The following is a 19,593-nucleotide window of genomic DNA, read 5'->3' as shown; positions in this document are numbered from 1 at the left end:
CATGTCTTCCGGCACAAAAAAATTCGATAGCCGCCGTATCCGTCTCGGTATGGTGGGTGGCGGTCAGGGCGCTTTTATCGGCGCTGTGCATCGCATCGCCGCAAGGCTGGACGACCGTTATGAACTGGTGGCCGGCGCGCTTTCCTCTGATGCGGCCCGCGCTAGCGCTTCTGCGACCCTGCTTGGCATTGGGCCGGAGCGCTCTTATGCGTCGTTTGAGGACATGGCGGCGGCCGAAGCCGGACGTGAAGACGGCATTGAGGCAGTCGCCATCGTCACGCCGAACCATCTGCATTTCGCCCCGGCCAAGGCGTTTCTCGAAGCTGGCATCCACGTCATCTGCGATAAGCCCGTCACCGCGACGATGGAAGAGGCGAGGGCGCTTGCCAAGATCGTCGGCGCATCCGACCGGCTGTTCATTCTCACGCATAATTACACCGGCTATGCCATGCTGCGGCAGATGCGGGAGATGGTGGCGAATGGCGATATCGGCAAGCTGCGCCATGTTCAGGCGGAATATGCGCAGGACTGGCTGACCGAAGCGGTGGAAAAGACCGGCGCAAAGGGTGCGGAATGGCGCACCGACCCCAGCCGCTCCGGCGCGGGCGGGGCAATCGGCGATATCGGCACCCATGCCTTCAATGCCGCCGCCTTCGTGACGGGTGAAATCCCGACGAGCCTTTATGCCGATCTGACCTCCTTCGTGCCGGGCCGGCAGCTGGATGACAGCGGCAATATTCTGTTGCGTTACGGCAGCGGCGCGAAGGGGATGCTCTGGGCGAGCCAGATCGCGGTCGGCAATGAAAATGCGCTGTCGCTCAGGGTCTATGGCGACAGGGGCGGACTTGAGTGGCACCACCGGATACCAGACGAGCTGTGGTTTACGCCTTATGGAGAGCCGAAACGGCTTATCACCCGTAACGGCGCGGGGGCAGGTGCTGCCGCCAACCGTGTCAGCCGCGTGCCATCCGGGCACCCGGAGGGATATCTCGAGGGTTTTGCGACGATTTACCGCGAAGCCGCAGACGCAATCATCGCAAAAAGGGAGGGAAAGACAGCCGCCGGGGATGTGATTTATCCCGGCATAGAGGACGGCCTTGCGGGTCTCGCATTCATCGATGCGGCCGTTCGGTCCAGCCGGACCTCGTCCTGGGTAGGGATAGACATCTAGATCATCGCATACCGAGAACGGACGACGCAGGGCACAGGAGGCGGTGCCCGGCATGACCCGGTCAGAAGGCCGGGAAAGGCGTGGGCACACGTGTCGTCACATTGATCAAACGGAAAGGGAGTTACGCGTTTGAAAACGTTCAAGTCAAAATTCGCAAGCATGGCAGTCGTCGTCGCATTGGCGGCCGGTATCGCAAACCCGGTTTTTGCTGAAGACAGCAAGACACTGCCGATCGCCGCGCAGATGTACACATTGCGCAATGCGGGAACACTTGAGGAGCAGCTTGCCATCCTCAACCGCGCCGGCGTTTCCGCCGTGGAAACGGTGGACATGCAGAAGGTCAGCGCCAGCGAGCTGAACGCGCTTCTGGAAAAGCACAAGATCAAGGTCATTTCCTCGCATGTACCGATCGACAAACTGCGCGGCAACCTCGATGAGGTCATCACCGAGCAGAAGGCCGTCGGCAATCCGGTCGTGACCGTGCCTTTCCTGAAACCCGAAGATCGCCCGAAGGACGCCGCTGGCTGGACCGCCTTCGGCAAGGAGCTTGGTGGATATGCCGACAAGCTGTCTGCGGCAGGCCTCTCCATGGCTTACCACAACCACGACTTTGAAATGGTCAAGTTCGACGGCAAGACAGCGCTTGAGTTGCTGCTCAATGCCGCTGGCCCGAAGCTGCAGAGCGAACTCGACGTCGCCTGGGTGGCGCGCAGCGGCAATGATCCGGCTGAGTTCCTCGGCACGTTGAAGGGCCGGGTATTTGCCATCCATGCCAAGGACAATGCGCCTGCGGGCACGGCGGAAAATGAGCGCGGCTTTGCCACGCTGGGCACCGGCGTTCTAGACTGGAAGGCAATTCTGCCGGCGGCCAAGCAGGCCGGCGTCAAGTGGTTCATCCTTGAACACGACCTTCCGCTCGATGCCGAAGCTGTCGTGACCAAGGGCAATGCGTTCCTTAACGAACGCCTGCCGACCCTTCAGTAATCACTGCCAGTAAAACCAGAACCGCTCCCCGGCGGCCGGTTTCGCCGGGGCGCATGAGGTTCGACAGACGCATGACCAGTTTCCGCCGCACCGCGACGGGAAGCGCTTCGTCTCGTCGTTTTTTCCAAGTCACATCGGAGGAGTTATCATGGCGAACAATCATTATGACGCGATTGTTGTCGGCTCGGGCATCAGTGGAGGCTGGGCCGCGAAGGAACTCACGCAAAAGGGCCTGAAGGTCCTGATGCTGGAGCGCGGCCGGAACATCGAGCACATCACCGACTATCAGAATGCGGACAAGGAAGCTTGGGATTATCCCCATCGCAACCGCGCCACGCAGGAGATGAAGGCGAAATACCCCGTTCTCAGCCGCGATTATCTGCTGGAAGAAGCCACGCTCGGCATGTGGGCCGATGAGCAGGAAACGCCCTATGTCGAAGAAAAACGCTTCGACTGGTTCCGCGGTTATCACGTCGGTGGTCGTTCGCTGCTCTGGGGACGCCAGACTTATCGCTGGTCGCAGACCGATTTCGAGGCCAATGCGAAAGACGGCATCGCCGTCGACTGGCCCATCCGCTATGAGGACGTCTCTCCGTGGTATGATTATGTCGAGCGTTTTGCCGGCATTTCCGGCAGCCGGGAAGGGCTGGATATTCTTCCCGATGGCGAATTCCTGCCGCCCATTCCGCTCAACTTCGTAGAGCAGGATGTTGCCAGCCGGCTGAAGAAAGCTTTCAAGGGCACGCGCCACCTCATTAATTCGCGTTGCGCCAACATCACCCAGGAACTTCCTGATCAGGAACGCACCCGCTGTCAGTTCCGCAACAAGTGTCGGTTGGGCTGTCCCTTCGGCGGTTATTTCAGCACGCAGGCATCGACCCTGCCTGCGGCGGTCGCTACCGGCAATCTCACTTTGCGGCCTTTTTCCATCGTCAAGGAAATCCTCTACGACAAGGACAAGAAGAAGGCGCGTGGCGTCGAGATCATCGATGCCGAGACGAACCTGACCTATGAATATACCGCCGACATCATCTTCCTCAACGCCTCGACGCTGAACTCGACATGGGTATTGATGAATTCCGCCACCGACGTTTGGGAGGGCGGGCTTGGAAGCAGCTCCGGCGAACTCGGCCATAACGTGATGGACCACCATTTCCGCATGGGGGCCACCGGCCAGGTTGAGGGTTTCGATGATTTCTATTTCAAGGGCCGCCGCCCGGCGGGCTTCTATATTCCCCGCTTCCGCAACACCGGCGACGACAAGCGCAAATATCTGCGCGGGTTCGGTTATCAGGGATCCGCCAGCCGGTCGCGCTGGGAGCGGGAAATCGCCGAACTCAATATCGGTGCCGACTACAAGGAGGCGCTGACCGAGCCGGGCGGCTGGACCATCGGCATGACCGCCTTCGGCGAAATGCTGCCGTATCATGAGAACCGCGTGAAGCTGGATCAGGACAAGAAGGACAAATGGGGCCTTCCCGTCCTGTCGATGAATGTCGAGATGAAGCAGAACGAACTCGATATGCGCGAGGACATGGTCAATGACGCCGTCGAGATGTTCGAGGCGGTCGGCATCAAGAACGTCAAGCCCTCGCGGGGCACCTACGCCCCCGGCATGGGCATTCATGAAATGGGAACGGCCCGCATGGGACGCGACCCGAAAAGCTCCGTGCTCAACGGCAACAATCAGGTCTGGGATGCGCCGAATGTCTTCGTGACCGACGGCGCCTGCATGACCTCGGCGTCCTGCGTCAACCCGTCGCTCACCTATATGGCGTTGACGGCGCGTGCGGCCGATTTTGCCGTTTCCGAACGCAAGAAGGGGAACCTGTGATGAACAGACGCGAACTGCTGAAACTGATAGCCATTGCCACCGGCCTTCCGCTGATCGGCGCGGATATCCTCACCGCTGCGGAAAACGCCGCCAAGCCCGCCGGCGGCCATGTGTTCAGCCCGGAGGATATCCGGTTTCTGGACGAGGTTGCGGAGACCATTATTCCCCGCACGTCCACGCCGGGTGCAAAGGATGCCGCTGTCGGCGCATTCATGGCGGTTTACGCGGCCGATTGTTATACCGAGGAGCAGCGGACACTCTTCCTCTCGGCAATCCCCGAAATCGAGAAGCGCAGTCAGGCCGAGCACAAAAAGGCATTTCTGGAGTTGACGGATCAGCAGCGGCAGACGCTGCTTGCGGCGCTGGACAAACAGGCCAAGGCGGAACAGACGCCGACCGCTCCGCACGCCTTCACACTCGTCAAGCAATTGACGCTGCTCGGTTTCTTCACCTCGAAGATCGGCGCGACGGAAGTTCTCGTTTACGACGAGATCCCCGGCGGTTTCGAAGACCGCGTTCCCTATAACAAGGGCACGCCCGCGTGGGGCACGACCTGAAAAGAGCAACCTCCGGCCCGTCCGCTTTTGCGGGCGGGCCGTATTTATGCGGCAAGACAAGGATGACACGATGCGCAATACAACAATCATCGCGGCGGCAATGCTGACTGCAAGCGCCATTCCCGCTCTTTCGGAAGGCGATGTCGCCAAGGGGGAGGCGGTGTTCAAGCGCTGTTCCGCCTGCCACGCCATTGGCGAGGGCGCCAAAAACCGGGTTGGCCCACAGCTTAACGGCATCATTGGCCGCGCTGCCGGTGGCGTATCTGACTATAATTATTCGAGTGCGATGAAAAAAGCGGGCGAGGACGGTCTCGTCTGGACACCGGAGGAATTGCGGGATTTCCTGAGCGCGCCGAAAAAGAAAATACCTGGAAACAAGATGGCGCTGGCCGGCGTCAGCAAGCCGGAAGATCTGGACAACCTCATCGCCTATATCGAAAGCGCGGCTTCGAAACCGGCTGAGTGACAGCGAAAAAGCGGAGTGTACGGAGGTCTGGGATACGCCCTACACTTGGCTGGTTTCGCCCTCTGCCAATTGAGCAAGGCCCGGCAGATTGCAGACCAGCAGCTTCTGCCGCCCTCCCTGCACCAGTCCCTTGGACTCCCAGCTGGAAAGGATGCGCGAGACCGTGTGCAGGGTCGTGCCGGTCATCTCGGCGATGTCCTGACGCGAGATCGGGAAATCGATACGGATGCCGTCCTCCTCCTTGCGTCCCGCCTGCTGCGAAAGACGCAGCACGGCATGGGCCACCCGGCGCTCCACTTCCTGTGTCGACATTTCGCGGATGCGCGTATGGGCTTCTTCAAGACGCTGACCGATGGTCTGCATGGCGGAGACGGCGAGATGCGGGTTCTGCTCGACGAATTGCGGCCAGAGGTCCGTCTGCCACGACAGGATGACGCTTTCGGCAGCTGTCGTGGCTGTGCCGGGATAATCGGACCGTTGCAGTGCTCGCGCGAAACCGAAGAGATCACCGGGATGCACCATGCGCACGATGATCTGCTGACCGTCATGCGTCACCTGCGTCACCTTCAGGCGGCCGTGGATCAGCAGGAAGAAATGTGTTGCCGATTGGCCCTGCTCGAAAATGGCTTCGCCCGGCGGCACCAGCCGGGATGTGGCGTGGGTCAGCAGTCCGTCCAGCTCATCGTCGGCCATCTTGGCAAACAAGGCCAGCGACCGGATGACGCTTCGGTCAATCTTCACTTGCACCCTCTCCGGTGATTGGACGATCCTCAGGATGATTGCATTGGCAATCGGAGATCGGCCTTTTCTGTATTGTCAGCATACAGCACTATCACCGGCGGCAGAAGATCAAATGATATGAATCAAGCGCTTGTTTTAATTGATGAATGTCAAGAAAACAGGGTGGTGGCACGGAGCTTTTCGAGAAGCGGCGCATACCACCGTGTGTCCTTTACCAGCCGGAAACCGAGATTATCAGGCGGTACGCCGACGGCGCAGCCGCCGCTTTTCGGGTTTTTGACGAAGGCGCTCATCGCCGCCCGATGTTTTCCCGAAGCGACCGGGATACCGCAGGAGGCGACGCTATCGATCGCCTCACCATCCTTGCCGAGCGTCACACGGTGGCTGCAGCTCGATGTCCATTCCCAGACATTGCCGCCAAAATCGGCAAGGCCATATTCGTTTTCGCCGAAACTGCCATAGGATTGCGGAACAGGATTGCCGGAGGCCTTGCGGCTGGTCTGCCGCTCGTAATCGGCCAGCCAGCGCAAAGCCGGGTTCTCACTGTCCGCGGCGACACCGAGCGTCTCATCCGGGAAAAGCGACCCGGCGGCAAAGGCAAGTTCGGCGTCGCTCGGCAGACGCCAGACAGCGCCTGTCCGCTCGCTCAGCCATTTGGCATAAGCGCCGGCATCATCCTGGCTGATGCCGGTTGCCGGTATCTCGCCGCCGACCGGAGCGGCAAAGCCGGGTTCCGGCTGCTGGCAGCCGCCTTCCGCCACGCAGCGGGCATAATCCGCGCTCGACACCTGATATTTCATGATCGTCAAATTTTGCCGCATCGCCACCTCGACCATCGGGCCATCGACGGCATAACCATTGCGAAAATATTCGCCCTCCGCCCGGTATCTGAAACTGCCCGGCGGAACGGTGACGACCTGCGGCGGGGTCATGACTGCGCGTGGATCGGTGCCGCTGTGGATGATCCCTGACTGGAAGCCGATGGCCGCCGCCAGCAGCGTGGCAAGCGAGAGCGGCAAAAGAAGCGAGACTGTATTTGGGAAAAGGCTGTTGCCGGGAATGCCCATGGGAACCTGCCTGCGTTGCGGGAACGCTAAAGTTCAGGCCTGCGTTCAGGCCGGATAAAGCCGGAGGGGAAGCGCACCGCACCTCATGCTGGCGGCGCGCCTCTGGTCGTGTCAGATGCTCGACGGGGCGAGCACCGCCTGCATCAGGCTGTTGTTCCACTCACCCGTTACCTTGAAATGGCCGGCCGCGCCCAGTTCGAAGGCCTCGATGAGGTTGTGGTTGACATAGGCATAGATGCCGGGCTGCTCGAAGGTGTAGAAGGCCGCACCCGCCGTGCCGCCGGGAATGAACCAGGTTTCCTGGTCGAGATCAGGCGGGTTGCGGAACTTGCCTGTCGCCCAGACATAATCGCCATGGCCGCCGATAAGATGGGGGCGGGTATCACGGTTGGCCTGCGAATGGACGATCAGCACCTTTTCACCGACTGCGGCCTGAAGGGCGTGTTCCCCGGTCAGGGCGCCGACTGCGCCGTTAAAGACGATGTGGGTTGGCGTCAGCGTGCGCATCACCTCCAGCGTATCCGCCATGGCGTCGCCGGCGCTTTCATATTTCTTGAAATTGCCGTTCTCGTCGCGCGGGATGTAGAAGTCCTGCTCGCCGACATAATAGACCTTGTCATAAACAAGCTCCTTGCCGTGGCCGTCGGTCAGGCCCTCACGCGGCAGCACCATGATCGCGCCGTTCATGCCCGAGGTGACGTGCCACGGCACCATGCCGGGAGGTGCGCAGTGATAGACGAAGACGCCGGCCTTGGTCGCCTTGAAGCGCAGGATCGCTTTTTCACCGGGGTTGACGATGGTCAGCCCGCCGCCGCCGAGCGCCCCGGTGGCCGAATGGAAATCTATATTGTGCTGTAGCTCGTTGGTATCGGGGTTGATGAGGGTCAGTTCGACATAGTCGTCCTGATGCACGACCATCAAGGGGCCGGGAACCGAACCGTTGAACGTCATGGCGTGAACTTCGGTACCCTTGTCGTCGAGGACCATCTTCTGCTCTTTGATCGTCAGCGTGAACTCGACGATCTTCGGTCCGCCTTCGGCTTTTTGCGTATGGGCGTGTACGAAGGGCGGTTTGACGAGATCAACCTTTACGCGAGGTAGCGCTGCAATCTCCGCGCTCGTCAATGGCTTGGCTGCGGCCTTCTTTTCCTCTGCCGCGCTTGCTGCCGAAGGCATGATCATGGGTGCTACAGCCCCTGCAAATGCTGCGCCTGCGAGAATATTACGCCGTGTGATGTGGAACCCGTCCGTCATCATATTTCTCCTGTCCCTCTTAGGGCAGAGCATCTTTCGCTCTGTCACAACATTTGTAGCGGAGATGCAGAAATACAATTTGAGATGGAACAAACTACCCTGGCGGCGACCTGCGACATTTTGGCAGTCGATTGAGGACCGGTGCGGAAGCGTTGCACCTCCTCTTTGCCTGTTCGCAAAGAAGCTGGACGGGCTTGGGTCTAGACATATGTCAAGACCAAGCAAGGAGCATTATAATGAGTGGCAGCGAAACCGTTCTCACCCAAGGGCGGCCCCGGCCCAAGGGCGGCATTCCAAGAGGGCTGGCGCGCACCGGCCCGGTTATCTTTTCTTACGGCTTCCGGCCGTTTTTCCTCGGCGGCGCCATCTGGGCGATCGTGGCGATGGTGTTGTGGATCGCAGCCCTTTCCGGCTTCGTCGACCTTGGCGGGGATTATGGTGCACCGAACTGGCATGCCCATGAGATGCTGTTCGGTTTCGCTTCGGCGGTGCTGGCGGGCTTTCTTCTGACGGCTGTGCCGAACTGGACGGGGCGGCTGCCGGTATCGGGCAAACCTTTGGTGTGGCTGTTTGCGCTCTGGTGTGCCGGCCGGCTTTTCCTGCTCGTGCCGGACACGGTGGGCGTGGTCACCGCCGCAGCCGTGGACGGGCTTTTCCTGCCGGCACTTCTAACGATCTGCGCGCGCGAGGTCATTGCCGGGCGCAAATGGAAGGACCTGAAGGTGCTGGGCGGGCTTCTGGCGCTTTCCGTCGCCAATATCATATTCCACGTTGCTGCGATTGGGGGCGATCATAGCCTGATCGCGACCCGCCTGGCGGTCTCGGCCTATACCGTGCTCGTCATCATCGTCGGCGGCCGTATCGTGCCGAGTTTTACCCGCAACTGGCTGAACCGTTTCGGTCGCACGGATTTCCCCGTTCCTTATAACGGTTTCGATACCGCCGCCATTCTGACTGGCATCGCAGCGCTGGCCGTCTGGACAATAGAACCCGAGAGCATCTTGGCCGTACCCACGGCACTTCTGGCGGCATTCATGCACGCCGTGCGTCTGATCCGCTGGCGCGGCTGGACGACATGGCCGGAGCAGGTGCTGGTGGTGCTGCATGTGGCCTATGCCTTCATTCCCGTCGGTTTCATCACCATAGCGCTGGCGGCTCTTGACGTCATGGACACACGCTCCGTCCTGCATATCTTCACCGTCGGGGTCATCGGCTGCATGATGCTTGCTGTCATGACGAGAGCAAGCCTTGGTCATACCGGGCGCAAGCTTGCGGCCAGCAGGGTTACCATTGCCGCTTATGTGGCGCTGATCGCCTGCGCGCTGCTGAGACCGGCAGCCGAGTTCTTCCCCGGTGCGATGATGCATCTTTACGCCTGCTCCGCGCTTCTCTGGATCGTGGGCTTCGGTCTCTTCTGCATCGAATATGGGCCGATCCTGATGCGGGAACGCAAACCGCTGAAAGCATAGAAGGCTTTATCGCGACACCGCCAAAACAAAACGCCCCGGAAGCAATTTCCAGGGCGTTTCGTTTTCGAGGGACTTGATATCCCGCCTAATGCGCGCCCACACCGGCACGGATAAAGATGCGAAACGCCGTGCGCGCCTCGTCGAAATTGCCGGCCCATTGATGGCCCCGGGCCAGAAGTTCCGGATAAAGAAAGGTCGGCTCCTGCGGCATCAACACGAAGATCACGGCGCCCGGCGGAAGACGGCCGAGTGCGGCAAGCGTGCGGCTCGCCTGGCCTTCCGCCGTCTCATCGCTCAGATCGAGATAGATGGCCGGATCGGGCCATATCTGCGGCTCCTCGGCATTGCCAGCAAGCGCCGGCGAAACGGAAATCTGTTCGGTCTCAGTGGATTGCGGCGTAAACAGCACTTCCCAGTCACCGCCGCCGATTTCTCTCACCTGATGGTCGAAACCGCGCTCGGCCATTACCTTGAACAGCGGAACGGGCCGGAAGGTGGCGTATAAGCGCAGCGCCTCACCGGGAGCAAGCCCGGCCACGGCTTCCATGATGGCCGGAAAGGGCTCGCCGCCGCTCCGCAAAAGCGGCCGGACATCGAGTTCCCTGATCATTTCCGTCATTGCTTCACCTCATCTGTCGGCTGGCGGCGGCAAGGGCCGTCCGCCAGAGGTCTTTTCACCACATCGCCGGGGCAGGGGTCAATGTTCGGATCCGCAGCAGCATTCGCAGCCGGACATATCGTCCTCGGAACCTTCGGCCTGTTCTTCCAGCCGGCCGATATCGAGACGCCAGACTTCCGGACCCTGTTCGAGATATTCCCAACCGAACTGGCCGGGGAAATTGGTGGCCAGCTGGTAGAGCAGCGGACGGGGATCATGATCGCTGGTGATCTGCAGCGATTGACCTTCGGTCAATGCGCCAAGCGCGCCGAAAATGCGCGGATGGCGTTCGCGAGGCGGAATGATGCGCACATCTATATTGGTTGCGGTCTGGGCTTCGGACATAGGCTGGCTCCATGGCCGCGGATGGAATGATGTCCGGCGGTGCGGCCGGCCGGCGGACTGGAAAAACCTATCCGCCGTGCCGTCTGGCGACATTGTTGCCGCGCAAATAAACCTGAGATTCGTCAGATTAGAGCATTTCCAGCAAAAGTGCGGAGCGGTTTTGCGTCCGGAAAATGCGTAAAAACAAAGAGTTAGAACGTTTTCGCGTTTCAAAGAAAAGCGGAAACGCTCAAGGTCTCAGCCGGCGAGGTTGCGATAGATCGCCGGCAGCGCCGATGGCAGCTTCGCTATTCTGTTGACGATGGCATAGCCGTTCTGGCCGAACATGGCCGGAATATAGGATTGCGCCTTGCTATCGACAGTCACGCCGAAAACGCTGACGCCCGAGCGTCGCGCCTCGGAAACCGCGCGGCGGCTGTCCTCGATGGCGAAGCGGCCCTCATAATGGTCGACATCGTTCGGCTTGCCATCCGTCAGCAGCAGAAGCAGCTTGCGGCGTTCCGGTCTTTCACGCAGCTTGGCGCTGGCATGACGGATGGCGGGGCCGATGCGGGTGTAGAAACCGGGCTTTAGCGCCGCAATGCGACGCTCGATAGTGTGGCCCATCGGCTCATCGAAATCCTTCACCGTTTCCACCCGCACCCACGAACGACGGCGGGAGGTGAAGGTCAGGATCGAGTGACTGTCGCCGCAGGCGGAAAGCCCGTGGGCAAGCACCAGCAGGGCTTCCTTCTCCACATCGAGCACCCGGCGATTGTCGAACCAGGCATCGGTGGACAGGGATACATCGACGAGGATCGTTACGGCAAGATCATGCGCCTGCGGGCGGCTTGCCATATGAATGCGGTCGCTGCCCTGTCCTCCGGCGGCGATATCGCTTCTGGCGCGAACCACGGCGTCAAGATCGAGATCGTTGCCGTCGAGCTGGGCTCGCAGCATTTCGTGGCGTGGCCTCAGCACCTCGAATTGCCGCCTGACGCGGCGGATGAGGCTTTTGGTGTCCGGGTCGGGTTCCGGTGCCGTCTCGGCGTCCTTCGCCGGTCCGGCAATGACCCGGCAATGATCGGCGAGATAGGCGCCGCTGCGATAATCCCACTCTGGATAGGTCAGTTCTGCCGTCAGCGGCGTATGGTTCAGTGCTTCAGGCGGCAGGTCGAGATCGAAACGGAAGCGGGCGGAAGGCCTTCCCTTTCTTTCACCCAGCGTCATATCGTCAAGCTCATCCGCCGCACTGCCGTCGGCATCGTCGCTGTCGTCACCCGGCCGGTCGACATTGACCATCTCGGCCATGGCGAGGATTTTTTCGAAACGGTTGAGAATGAAGGGGCTGCGTTCGGTCTGGCGATTCTCGGCCTTTTCGCGCACAGCGATATGGCGGGCCGCTTCCGCACTCTGCGGCGCTGCATTGGAGGCCGGCTGGTCCTCGCCTTGCCGGGCCTCGGATGTTTCTCGCAGCAGCGTATCCGGCCACAGCGGCACCGGCAGCATCGGTAGATAACGCGGCGGGGCCTTTTCCGGGAAGCCGGCGGGCGGCGTATGGCCCTCGATCCCTGCTGCATCGGCCAGCATGGAAAGCACCCGTTGTTCCACCTGCTGCTCCGTCTGGGGCAGCGGCCGCTTCTGGCGCACCGCGAGCATCGCGGCGCAAAGCCGGCGATAACGGGTCTTCATGCCGGGAAACGCATGGGTGACGGCTTTTGCCAGCTCTGTGGCGCGGTCGAGCCGGGCAAGATCGTTGCCCAACGGGTCGGCGGCCATGACTGGTTCAAGCGGCATCATCGCCATGGCGGCGGCGAGCCAGAGATAGAGATCGCGGTTGAGGCAGCGGTCGGGAAACAGATCGAGTACGGGCGGCAACATCAGCGTGGCGTGATCGCGGCCCGGCTGGGCCAGCTTTTCTTCCCCAAGGCCCATGCGCTGACGAAGCCTTAGTCGGTGCGTGGAGGTACGGGCGCGGGCCGGCGCGATCTGCACCGCATGTTCACCACCAAAACCGCGGAAACAGATGGCCAGCACGGCCTGCATATCCTCCAGCTTCACGGCGTGATCCGGGAAGCGCAGCCATGTGCCGGTTTCGCCGATCAGCCTGTGCCAGGCGCGGCCGACGGTTTCTTCCAGTTCCAGAAAGTCCAGCATGGTTTATCCTTCATGGCATCGGACCGGAATGCGCGGGGCAACCGCGCAACCCGGTGTGGATATCAAAGCGCGCTATCGGATGATCGCATCCGCGACTTCATGCAGCGCGGCCTTCACATCAGGCTCGTCGGTCAGCGGTTCGATCATGGTCGCACGCACGGCCTGACGGGCGGGAAGGCCGGTATCGATGAGGCTGGCGCAATAAACGAGCAGCCGGGTGGAGACGCCTTCTTCCAGATCGTGGCCCTTCAGGCCGCGCAGCCGATGGGCGAGATCGACAAGCGGTTCGACATCGCGCGCATCCAGCCCGCTCTCATGCGAGACCACGGCGATTTCCTGTTCTTTCGGCAGAAAATCGAATTCGATGGCGACGAAGCGCTGGCGGGTGCTGGGTTTCAGGCTCTTCAAAAGGTTCTGGTATCCGGGATTATAGGAAACGACGAGCATGAAGCCGGAGGGCGCTTCCAGCACCTCGCCGGTACGCTCCAGCGGCAGGATGCGGCGGTCATCGGTGAGCGGATGTAGAACAACCGCGACATCCTTGCGCGCCTCGACGATCTCGTCGAGGTAACATATGCCGCCCTGCCGCACGGATCGCGTCAGCGGGCCGTCCATCCACACGGTTTCACCGCCTTTCAGCAGGTAACGGCCGGTCAGATCAGCGGCAGCAAGATCGTCGTGGCACGAAACGGTGGAAAGCGGCAGGCCGAGTTTCGCTGCCATATGGCTGACGAAACGGGTCTTGCCGCAACCGGTCGGACCTTTCAGCAGCAGCGGCAATTGCCGCACCCAGGCGCTTTCGAACAGCGTGCATTCATTGCCGAGCGGTGTGTAAAAAGGTGCGTCCGGCAAAGGCTGCGGCGCGGGGCGGAAAATCGTATTCATGGTCATCTCCATGGTTGGTGGTAAGGAACCGGCTCTCCGGGGAAAAGGAGAGCCGGTCCGTTTCTCATTCGGCGGGCTGCACGAGGCGGGCAACGTCGCCCTGTTTCTGCTTGCCCGGTACCAGGATTGCCCAGATGAACATGACCGCCGAAATGAGAACCGCGAGACCAGAACCGAGACGGATCCAGTAGAAGATCGCCAGCTGGTCCTGCACATCCATGAAGCTTTCACCCATGACCCGCTGAAGCTGGATCTGCACCACACCGGCAAAGGTCAGCGCGAAGGTCATGACCGACATGGCCGTGCACATGACCCAGAAGCTCGTCATCGAAAGCCACTGATTGTAGGGCGCACGCTTCTTCATTTCGGGGATGGCATAGGCCATCATCGCAAGGTTCAGCATCACATAGGCGCCGAAGAAGGCGAGATGGCCGTGGGCGGCGGTGAGCTGCGTGCCGTGGGTGTAGTAATTCACCGACGACAGCGTGTGCAGGAAGCCCCAGACGCCGGCGCCGAAGAAGGCCATGACCGAGCAGCCGATCGACCAGAGGAGGGCTGCGCGGTTCTCATGCTTGCGGCCGGCCTTCCAGGTCATCACGAAGGTGAAGATGACCATGGTGAAGAAGGGGGCCACTTCCAGCGTCGAGAACAGCGAGCCGATCCACTGCCAGTAACCCGGCGCGCCTATCCAGTAATAATGGTGGCCGGTGCCGAGAATGCCCGAGAAGAGCGCAAGACCGACGATGACATAGAGCCATTTTTCCACCACTTCGCGGTCGATGCCGTTGAGCTTGATCATCAGGAAGGCGAGGATCGAGGCCATGATCAGTTCCCACACGCCTTCCACCCACAGATGGATGACGTACCACCAGTACATCTTGTCGAGTGCCAGATTGATGGGATTGTAAAAGGCGAAGAGGAAGAAGACCGCGAGACCCCACAGCCCGAACAGCAGGATGTTGATGACGGTGGTTTTGCGGCCCTTCAGCGCTGTCATGGTGATGTTGAACAGGAACATCAGCACGACAAGGACGATGCCGACCTTGATGGCGAAGGGCTGTTCGAGGAATTCGCGGCCTTCATGGATGCGGAACATATAACCGACCACGGCAACCGCGGCGGCCACCAGGAAGATCCAGAACTGCGCGATGGCGAGCTTGGGACTGTAAAGCTCCGTTTCTGTTTCTTCCGGCAGAAGATAGAAGGTTGAGCCCATGAAGCCCATCAACAGCCACACGACCAGCGCATTGGTGTGGATCATGCGCACGATGTTGAAGGGCAGAAGCTCGGAAAGGGTGTTGGGCAGCACGTAGATCGTTGCGGCGATGACGCCGAACAGGATCTGCGCCACGAACAGCCCGATTGCGCCGTAAAAATACAGCATGGCGACTTTTTGCGTCTGGTATTTCATCTCGTCATCTCCTTGCCGTCAACCTCAACCCGCATCGTTCGGCGGCCAGTTCTGCGTCTTGATCCGGCTCGTCCATTCGAGGAAGTCGACGAGATCATCGAGTTCCTGTTCGGTGAGATTGAACTGCGGCATCTGGCGGCGGCCTTCGATGCCGGTGGGCTGGGCGGCCATCCAGGCCTTGATGGAATCGCGCGCCGTCTCCTTGTCTTCCACGCCGCCATAGCGCTTCCAGACATTGCCGAGTTCGGGTGCGAAATAGGCGCCTTCGCCGAGCAGCGTGTGACAGTTGATGCAGGAATTTTTCTCCCACACGTGTTTGCCGCGCGCGACGCTTTCCGTCAGCGTGCTTTCATCCGTCGAGGTGGTGCGCATGTAATAATGGCTATGGGCGGTCAGCCCGACGAATATGGCGAAGAAGAAGATGGAGCCGCCGTAAAAGACGTTTCGCGCTCCTGTTTTGGTCAGGCGTTCTGCCATGCCAATGGTCCTTTCCATCCGGAAGACCGCTTATGCGGACTGGCTTGATCGAACCCTCTTGCCGGGATTTGCCAGCAGGCTGGCGGAATGCGGTGGGGTCTGAAGCCTTTCTAGCGGCTGGCCGCCGGCGTTCTTTGCCATTTGGCAAACAACGGGAGAGGTGGTGCGGTCCGCCTTTTCAGAGCGACAAAATGCCCTGCAGGAACGCCCGCAAAAGGGCTGCGGCGGCGAAGATTGCGGGCCATGCCAGAAGTGCTGTGCGCAGCAGCCCGCGCTCTTCGCGAAAGCCCAGAAAATCGTCGATGACGCGTCTGGATTTCATAAGCGCGAAAAGCAGCATCAGGCAGGCGGCGGCGACCGGCGGCAGAAGCGCCGCCTTCCATGAGGTGACGACGGCCGTGCCCGCGAGAACGAGAATGGCGAGCACTGCAAAACTTCTTGCAAGCTGGCGGGAGGTGCGGTGGATCATGATTGTCAAACCAGATAGACGACGGGAAAGATGACGATCCAGACCAGATCGATGACATGCCACAGCGTCGTCACCAGCGTGATATTCTCGTTTTTGGGCCAGCAGGCGACGATGAACAGCAGGATCGCCACGAAGACGACATGCAGCAGGTGGAAGCCGGTGAGCAGGAAATAGAGCTCGAAGAACGCGCCATAGGCGGGATCGGACGCGAAGGCGATTTCGGTGGAATATTCATGGAGTTTCACACCGACGAAAGCGAAACCCAGCAGGCCGGCGAGAACCAGCGCCCGCCTTTTTGCAGGAAACGCGGTGTGGCGGCTGGCCGCCAAGGCCGCCTGCCAGCCGCTTGCCAGCAAAATCAGCGTGTTGAGACCGGCAAGCTGCGGCTGAAGATGCTGGCGAGCGGCGGCGAACGCATCAGGGTTGAGCGCGAAGGCGATGATGAACGCCCCGGTCAGCGCGCCGAAGGCTGCAAGTTCGCTCCATACCAGAATCCACAGGAGCAGATTTCCGCTTTCCTCTTCCGTATTTATCGCCATGGCCTCGCCCGTAATTGTAAAACAGCAAGCCACGCTTAGGCGTCCTCAAACCCCGCTTCTTTGCGGTCGGTCAAAGAAGGGAGCGCGCAAAGCCCTATTGTCATGACAAAGCGCAACTCTGGAAAATGGAGCTTCCCATGAACGACGCGCAGGTCGGGCTGATTGTCGCAACCCCTATTATCATTGGCTTTGCGGTGCTGTTGTACCGTATGGGAGTGTTGCAGCGCATGGGCGCGGTTTCCGCCGTGCTTGCCTCCGTGGCCATTGCTTCGGTGCTGTTCCTGAACCAGTGAGAAGGCAGTCGGATGCTTGAACTTGTCGCCGCTCTTTCGCTTTTCGTGGCGCTGCATTCCATTCCCGCCGTACCTGCCGTGCGCGGCCGGCTGATTGCGGCCATCGGCAGGCCCACCTATTTCGGTCTCTATTCCGTTGTCTCGCTTCTGGCGCTGGGCTGGGTGTTTTATGCCGCGCTCTCAGTCGAATACGTTCCGCTCTGGGATGTCGCGCCCTGGCAGGCGCATGTCACCTTTCTGGCAGCGCCGATTGGGCTGTTTTTCGTGCTGGCCGGTCTTCTCAGTGTCAATCCGCTCTCCATTTCCGTGCGACAGGGAGAGAAGCGGGGGGCAATCGTGCACATCACGCGGCACCCTGTGCTTGTCGGTTTTCTGTTTTGGTCTCTGGGGCATGTCGTGCCGAATGGCGATCTGCGCTCCGTTATCCTCTTCGGCGGCTTTGCGCTGTTTTCGCTTGGCGGAATGGCGATGACCGAAAAACGCGCCCGCAAAAGACTGGGCGGTGCATGGAGCGCTACGGCCGGCGAAAGCTCCACGGTTCCTTTCGCAGCGATTCTCACCGGTAAAACCCGCATCGCCGTGGATGAGCCGATGCTGTTAGCCGCGGCGCTGACGGGATTGACGGTCTGGTGGCTGCTGGCAGGTGGCCATGCCGCGCTCTTCGGCGCGGACCCGATGGCCTATCTCTGATCGCTTAGGGTGCCTTCACCACATGCGGCTGCCATATCGCCGCCTGCGGTGCGGAAGCGATGCCAAGCTGATCAATGGCGCGGGCGGCGAGCTGATCGACAATATCATCTACGCTTTGCGGCCTGTTGTAAAAGGCCGGTACCGGCGGCATCACGACGGCGCCTGCTTCCGTCACCGCGCACATATTGCGCAGATGGATGAGATGCAGCGGTGTTTCGCGGGTCATCAGCACCAGCTTCCGGCGTTCCTTCAAATGCACGTCGGCGGCGCGGGTGAGAAGATTGTCCGAAAGCCCGGTTGCGATGGCCGCGAGCGTCCGCATCGAGCAGGGCGCAATGATCATGCCAGTGGTCGGGAAAGAACCGCTGGCGATCGCCGCGCCGATATCATCGACGGCATGATTGACGCTGGCGAGCGAGAACATCCGCCCCATGGCTTCAGCACCTTCCTCATGCAACACCGTACGCTTGGCAGATTGCGACAGGACCAGATGGATTTCGACGTTTTTCATGTCGGCGAGACGCTCGATGATGCGCAGCGCAATGCCGGCACCAGAGGCGCCGGTAACGCCGACCACGACGCGGCACGGGGTCATGGCCGTTCTCCAAGGCCGAGATCACGCCACATCAGATCGACTTTCGCGATCACGTCAGGCGTCATGGACAGCACGCGGCCCCATTCGCGCTCCGTTTCCGGCGGCAGCTTGCGGGTGGCGTCCAGCCCCATCTTGCCGCCGAGGCCGGCTTTCGGAGAGGCGAAGTCGAGATAATCGATCGGCGTTTCGTCGATGATCGTCGTATCGCGCGAGGCATCGAAACGGGTGGAGACCGCCCAGATGACATCCGCCCAGCTGCGCACATCAATGTCTGGATCGACCAGAATGATGAGCTTCACATAGCTGAACTGCGGCAGCATCGACCACAGGCCCATCATCACCCGCTTTGCCTGACCGGGATAACGCTTGTCGATGGACGCGACCATGACGCGATAGGAACAGGCCTCCGGTGGCATCCACAGATCGACGATTTCCGCAAACTGTCTTTTGACGAGCGGCAGGAAGATCTCGAGCATGGCTTCCCCTAGAACCGAGGGTTCATCCGGCGGCCGGCCGGTATAGGTGGAAAGATAGATCGGATCGCGGCGCATGGTGATCGCCGACAGCGTCATGACCGGGAAAGGCTCGACGGAATTATAATAGCCGGTGTGGTCGCCATAGGGGCCTTCCATTGCCGTTTCCGTGGCCGAAACAGTACCTTCCAGCACAATCTCAGCGTTGGCTGGTACCGGCATCGGCACCGTCAAAGCTTTCGCGATGCGACTTTTCGAGCCGCGCAGCAGGCCAGAAAAACCAAGCTCGCTGATATGTTCGGGAAGCGGCATGACGGCGGAAAGAATGGTGGCGGGATCAGTGCCGATGGCGACGGTAACTGGCATATCCAGCCCGCGTGCCTGCCACAGCCGGTGGTGCTGCGCGCCGCCGCGATGCGCCAGCCAGCGCATGATCACCCTGTCCGGCCCCAGCACCTGCATGCGATAGATGCCGACATTGATATCGTCGGGATCATCGGGCGAACGGGTGATGACCAGCGGCCATGTGATGAGCGGGGCCGGCTCGCCCGGCCAACACCATTGCACCGGCAGGCGGGCAAGATCGACCACATCACCCGTCAGTATCTTTTCCTGCACCGGCGCGCGCGAGACGTTGCTTGGCCGCATGGACAGTGCGGCCTTCAGCAAAGGCAGTTTACCCCATACCTCGGCCATGGATTTCGGCGGTTGTGGCTCGCGCAATTCGGCGAGCATTTTCCCAAGCGCGGGCAGCCCGCCGGTCTCAAGCCCGAGCCCCCATTCGATGCGCTGCCGCGTGCCGAAGAGATTGGCAAGCAGCGGCATGTCCCGCACCTTGCCCTCATGGTCAACGGGTTGCTCGAAAAGCAGGGCCGGCCCACCATCGGCGAGCACACGGCGGTGGATTTCGGTGATTTCGTGCACCAGCGAAACCGGCTGGCGGATTCGCCGCAGCTGCCCGCGTTCTTCCAGCAACCGGACGAAACCGCGCAGATCGGCGGCGCGGGCAGGTTTCGCTTCTGTCTTTTTATCTGTCGGTTCGTCTCTCATGCCGCCTGTTTGCCGGCGGCGATGCGACA

The 19,593-nt window shown here is 60.7% G+C and carries 21 protein-coding genes; 8 read left to right on the top strand and 13 right to left on the bottom strand.

Translation table 11 applies throughout. From position 1 onward, the window contains the following. The first annotated feature begins 1 nt into the window (after position 1). The 5 genes from DXT96_RS18465 to DXT96_RS18445 all read left to right on the top strand — a co-directional run bounded on the left by DXT96_RS18465 (position 2) and on the right by DXT96_RS18445 (position 5,012). Positions 2-1,171: a Gfo/Idh/MocA family protein gene (locus tag DXT96_RS18465; protein WP_153515881.1), complete on the top strand. Its 1,170-nt coding sequence runs from the start codon at positions 2-4 to the stop codon at positions 1,169-1,171. Positions 1,172-1,300: 129 nt separating this feature from the next. Further along, positions 1,301-2,155, top strand: coding sequence for a sugar phosphate isomerase/epimerase (locus tag DXT96_RS18460; RefSeq protein WP_194287676.1), 855 nt, complete (start codon positions 1,301-1,303; stop codon positions 2,153-2,155). 148 nt (positions 2,156-2,303) lie between these two features. Then, positions 2,304-3,989, top strand: coding sequence for a GMC oxidoreductase (locus DXT96_RS18455; protein WP_153515880.1), 1,686 nt, complete (start codon positions 2,304-2,306; stop codon positions 3,987-3,989). Further along, entirely contained in the window at positions 3,989-4,546 is a 558-nt protein-coding gene (locus DXT96_RS18450) for a gluconate 2-dehydrogenase subunit 3 family protein (RefSeq protein WP_153515879.1), read from the top strand. Before DXT96_RS18455 ends, DXT96_RS18450 begins: the two co-directional genes overlap by 1 nt. A gap of 70 nt (positions 4,547-4,616) precedes the next feature. Beyond that, a complete protein-coding gene (locus DXT96_RS18445; RefSeq protein ID WP_153515878.1) occupies positions 4,617-5,012 on the top strand; it encodes a cytochrome c family protein in 396 nt (131 codons plus the stop codon). 39 nt (positions 5,013-5,051) lie between these two features. On the opposite strand, the gene DXT96_RS18440 is transcribed toward DXT96_RS18445, so the two are convergent. The 3 genes from DXT96_RS18440 to nirK form a co-directional block, all read right to left on the bottom strand. Further along, a complete protein-coding gene (locus DXT96_RS18440) occupies positions 5,052-5,753 on the bottom strand; it encodes a Crp/Fnr family transcriptional regulator (RefSeq protein ID WP_137454302.1) in 702 nt (233 codons plus the stop codon). A gap of 149 nt (positions 5,754-5,902) precedes the next feature. Beyond that, positions 5,903-6,820, bottom strand: a complete 918-nt coding sequence (locus tag DXT96_RS18435; RefSeq protein WP_153515877.1) for an SUMF1/EgtB/PvdO family nonheme iron enzyme — start codon at positions 6,818-6,820, stop codon at positions 5,903-5,905. A gap of 111 nt (positions 6,821-6,931) precedes the next feature. Next, a complete protein-coding gene (gene nirK / locus DXT96_RS18430) occupies positions 6,932-8,074 on the bottom strand; it encodes a copper-containing nitrite reductase (RefSeq protein ID WP_153515876.1) in 1,143 nt (380 codons plus the stop codon). A 236-nt stretch (positions 8,075-8,310) separates the two neighbouring features. Between nirK and DXT96_RS18425 the strand changes: the two genes are divergently transcribed. After that, the gene (locus tag DXT96_RS18425) at positions 8,311-9,543 is read left to right on the top strand and encodes an NnrS family protein (RefSeq protein ID WP_153515875.1); all 1,233 of its coding nucleotides are present in this window, start codon (positions 8,311-8,313) and stop codon (positions 9,541-9,543) included. A gap of 85 nt (positions 9,544-9,628) precedes the next feature. Here DXT96_RS18425 and DXT96_RS18420 read toward each other — a convergent pair whose 3' ends face one another. From DXT96_RS18420 to DXT96_RS18385, 8 genes are all read right to left on the bottom strand, one after another. Continuing rightward, positions 9,629-10,162 (bottom strand): DUF2249 domain-containing protein, encoded by a 534-nt coding sequence (locus tag DXT96_RS18420; protein WP_153515874.1) that lies wholly within the window; start codon positions 10,160-10,162, stop codon positions 9,629-9,631. Between the two features lie 78 nt (positions 10,163-10,240). Next, on the bottom strand, positions 10,241-10,546 hold the full coding sequence (locus DXT96_RS18415; RefSeq protein ID WP_149900822.1) for a DUF2249 domain-containing protein: 306 nt from the start codon (positions 10,544-10,546) through the stop codon (positions 10,241-10,243). 237 nt (positions 10,547-10,783) lie between these two features. Then, complete coding sequence (locus DXT96_RS18410) at positions 10,784-12,682, bottom strand: nitric oxide reductase activation protein NorD (protein WP_153515872.1); 1,899 nt, start codon at positions 12,680-12,682, stop codon at positions 10,784-10,786. A 72-nt stretch (positions 12,683-12,754) separates the two neighbouring features. Further along, the gene (locus DXT96_RS18405) at positions 12,755-13,567 is read right to left on the bottom strand and encodes a MoxR family ATPase (RefSeq protein ID WP_153515871.1); all 813 of its coding nucleotides are present in this window, start codon (positions 13,565-13,567) and stop codon (positions 12,755-12,757) included. 64 nt (positions 13,568-13,631) lie between these two features. Next, the gene (locus DXT96_RS18400) at positions 13,632-14,978 is read right to left on the bottom strand and encodes a nitric-oxide reductase large subunit (protein WP_153515870.1); all 1,347 of its coding nucleotides are present in this window, start codon (positions 14,976-14,978) and stop codon (positions 13,632-13,634) included. Positions 14,979-15,002: 24 nt separating this feature from the next. Next, positions 15,003-15,455, bottom strand: coding sequence for a cytochrome c (locus DXT96_RS18395; RefSeq protein ID WP_046800955.1), 453 nt, complete (start codon positions 15,453-15,455; stop codon positions 15,003-15,005). A gap of 178 nt (positions 15,456-15,633) precedes the next feature. Next, positions 15,634-15,924: a hypothetical protein gene (locus DXT96_RS18390; RefSeq protein ID WP_194287675.1), complete on the bottom strand. Its 291-nt coding sequence runs from the start codon at positions 15,922-15,924 to the stop codon at positions 15,634-15,636. A 5-nt stretch (positions 15,925-15,929) separates the two neighbouring features. Beyond that, positions 15,930-16,463: a cytochrome c oxidase subunit 3 gene (locus DXT96_RS18385; RefSeq protein ID WP_153515868.1), complete on the bottom strand. Its 534-nt coding sequence runs from the start codon at positions 16,461-16,463 to the stop codon at positions 15,930-15,932. Positions 16,464-16,600: 137 nt separating this feature from the next. Here DXT96_RS18385 and DXT96_RS18380 point away from each other — a divergent pair, with 137 nt between their 5' ends. Both DXT96_RS18380 and DXT96_RS18375 read left to right on the top strand, forming a co-directional pair. Continuing rightward, positions 16,601-16,756, top strand: coding sequence for a hypothetical protein (locus tag DXT96_RS18380; RefSeq protein WP_003520964.1), 156 nt, complete (start codon positions 16,601-16,603; stop codon positions 16,754-16,756). A gap of 12 nt (positions 16,757-16,768) precedes the next feature. Then, a complete protein-coding gene (locus DXT96_RS18375; RefSeq protein ID WP_153515867.1) occupies positions 16,769-17,446 on the top strand; it encodes an NnrU family protein in 678 nt (225 codons plus the stop codon). A gap of 4 nt (positions 17,447-17,450) precedes the next feature. On the opposite strand, the gene DXT96_RS18370 is transcribed toward DXT96_RS18375, so the two are convergent. Together DXT96_RS18370 and DXT96_RS18365 are read right to left on the bottom strand one after the other, a co-directional pair. Then, entirely contained in the window at positions 17,451-18,041 is a 591-nt protein-coding gene (locus tag DXT96_RS18370; protein WP_153515866.1) for a UbiX family flavin prenyltransferase, read from the bottom strand. After that, positions 18,038-19,564: a UbiD family decarboxylase gene (locus DXT96_RS18365; RefSeq protein WP_194287674.1), complete on the bottom strand. Its 1,527-nt coding sequence runs from the start codon at positions 19,562-19,564 to the stop codon at positions 18,038-18,040. The genes DXT96_RS18370 and DXT96_RS18365 overlap by 4 nt, the downstream gene beginning before the upstream one ends. Positions 19,565-19,593 lie beyond the last annotated feature (29 nt).

This window comes from Agrobacterium sp. ICMP 6402 (assembly GCF_009498615.1).
GTDB lineage: Bacteria > Pseudomonadota > Alphaproteobacteria > Rhizobiales > Rhizobiaceae > Agrobacterium > Agrobacterium burrii.
This window is presented reverse-complemented; position numbering and strand designations above follow the sequence as displayed.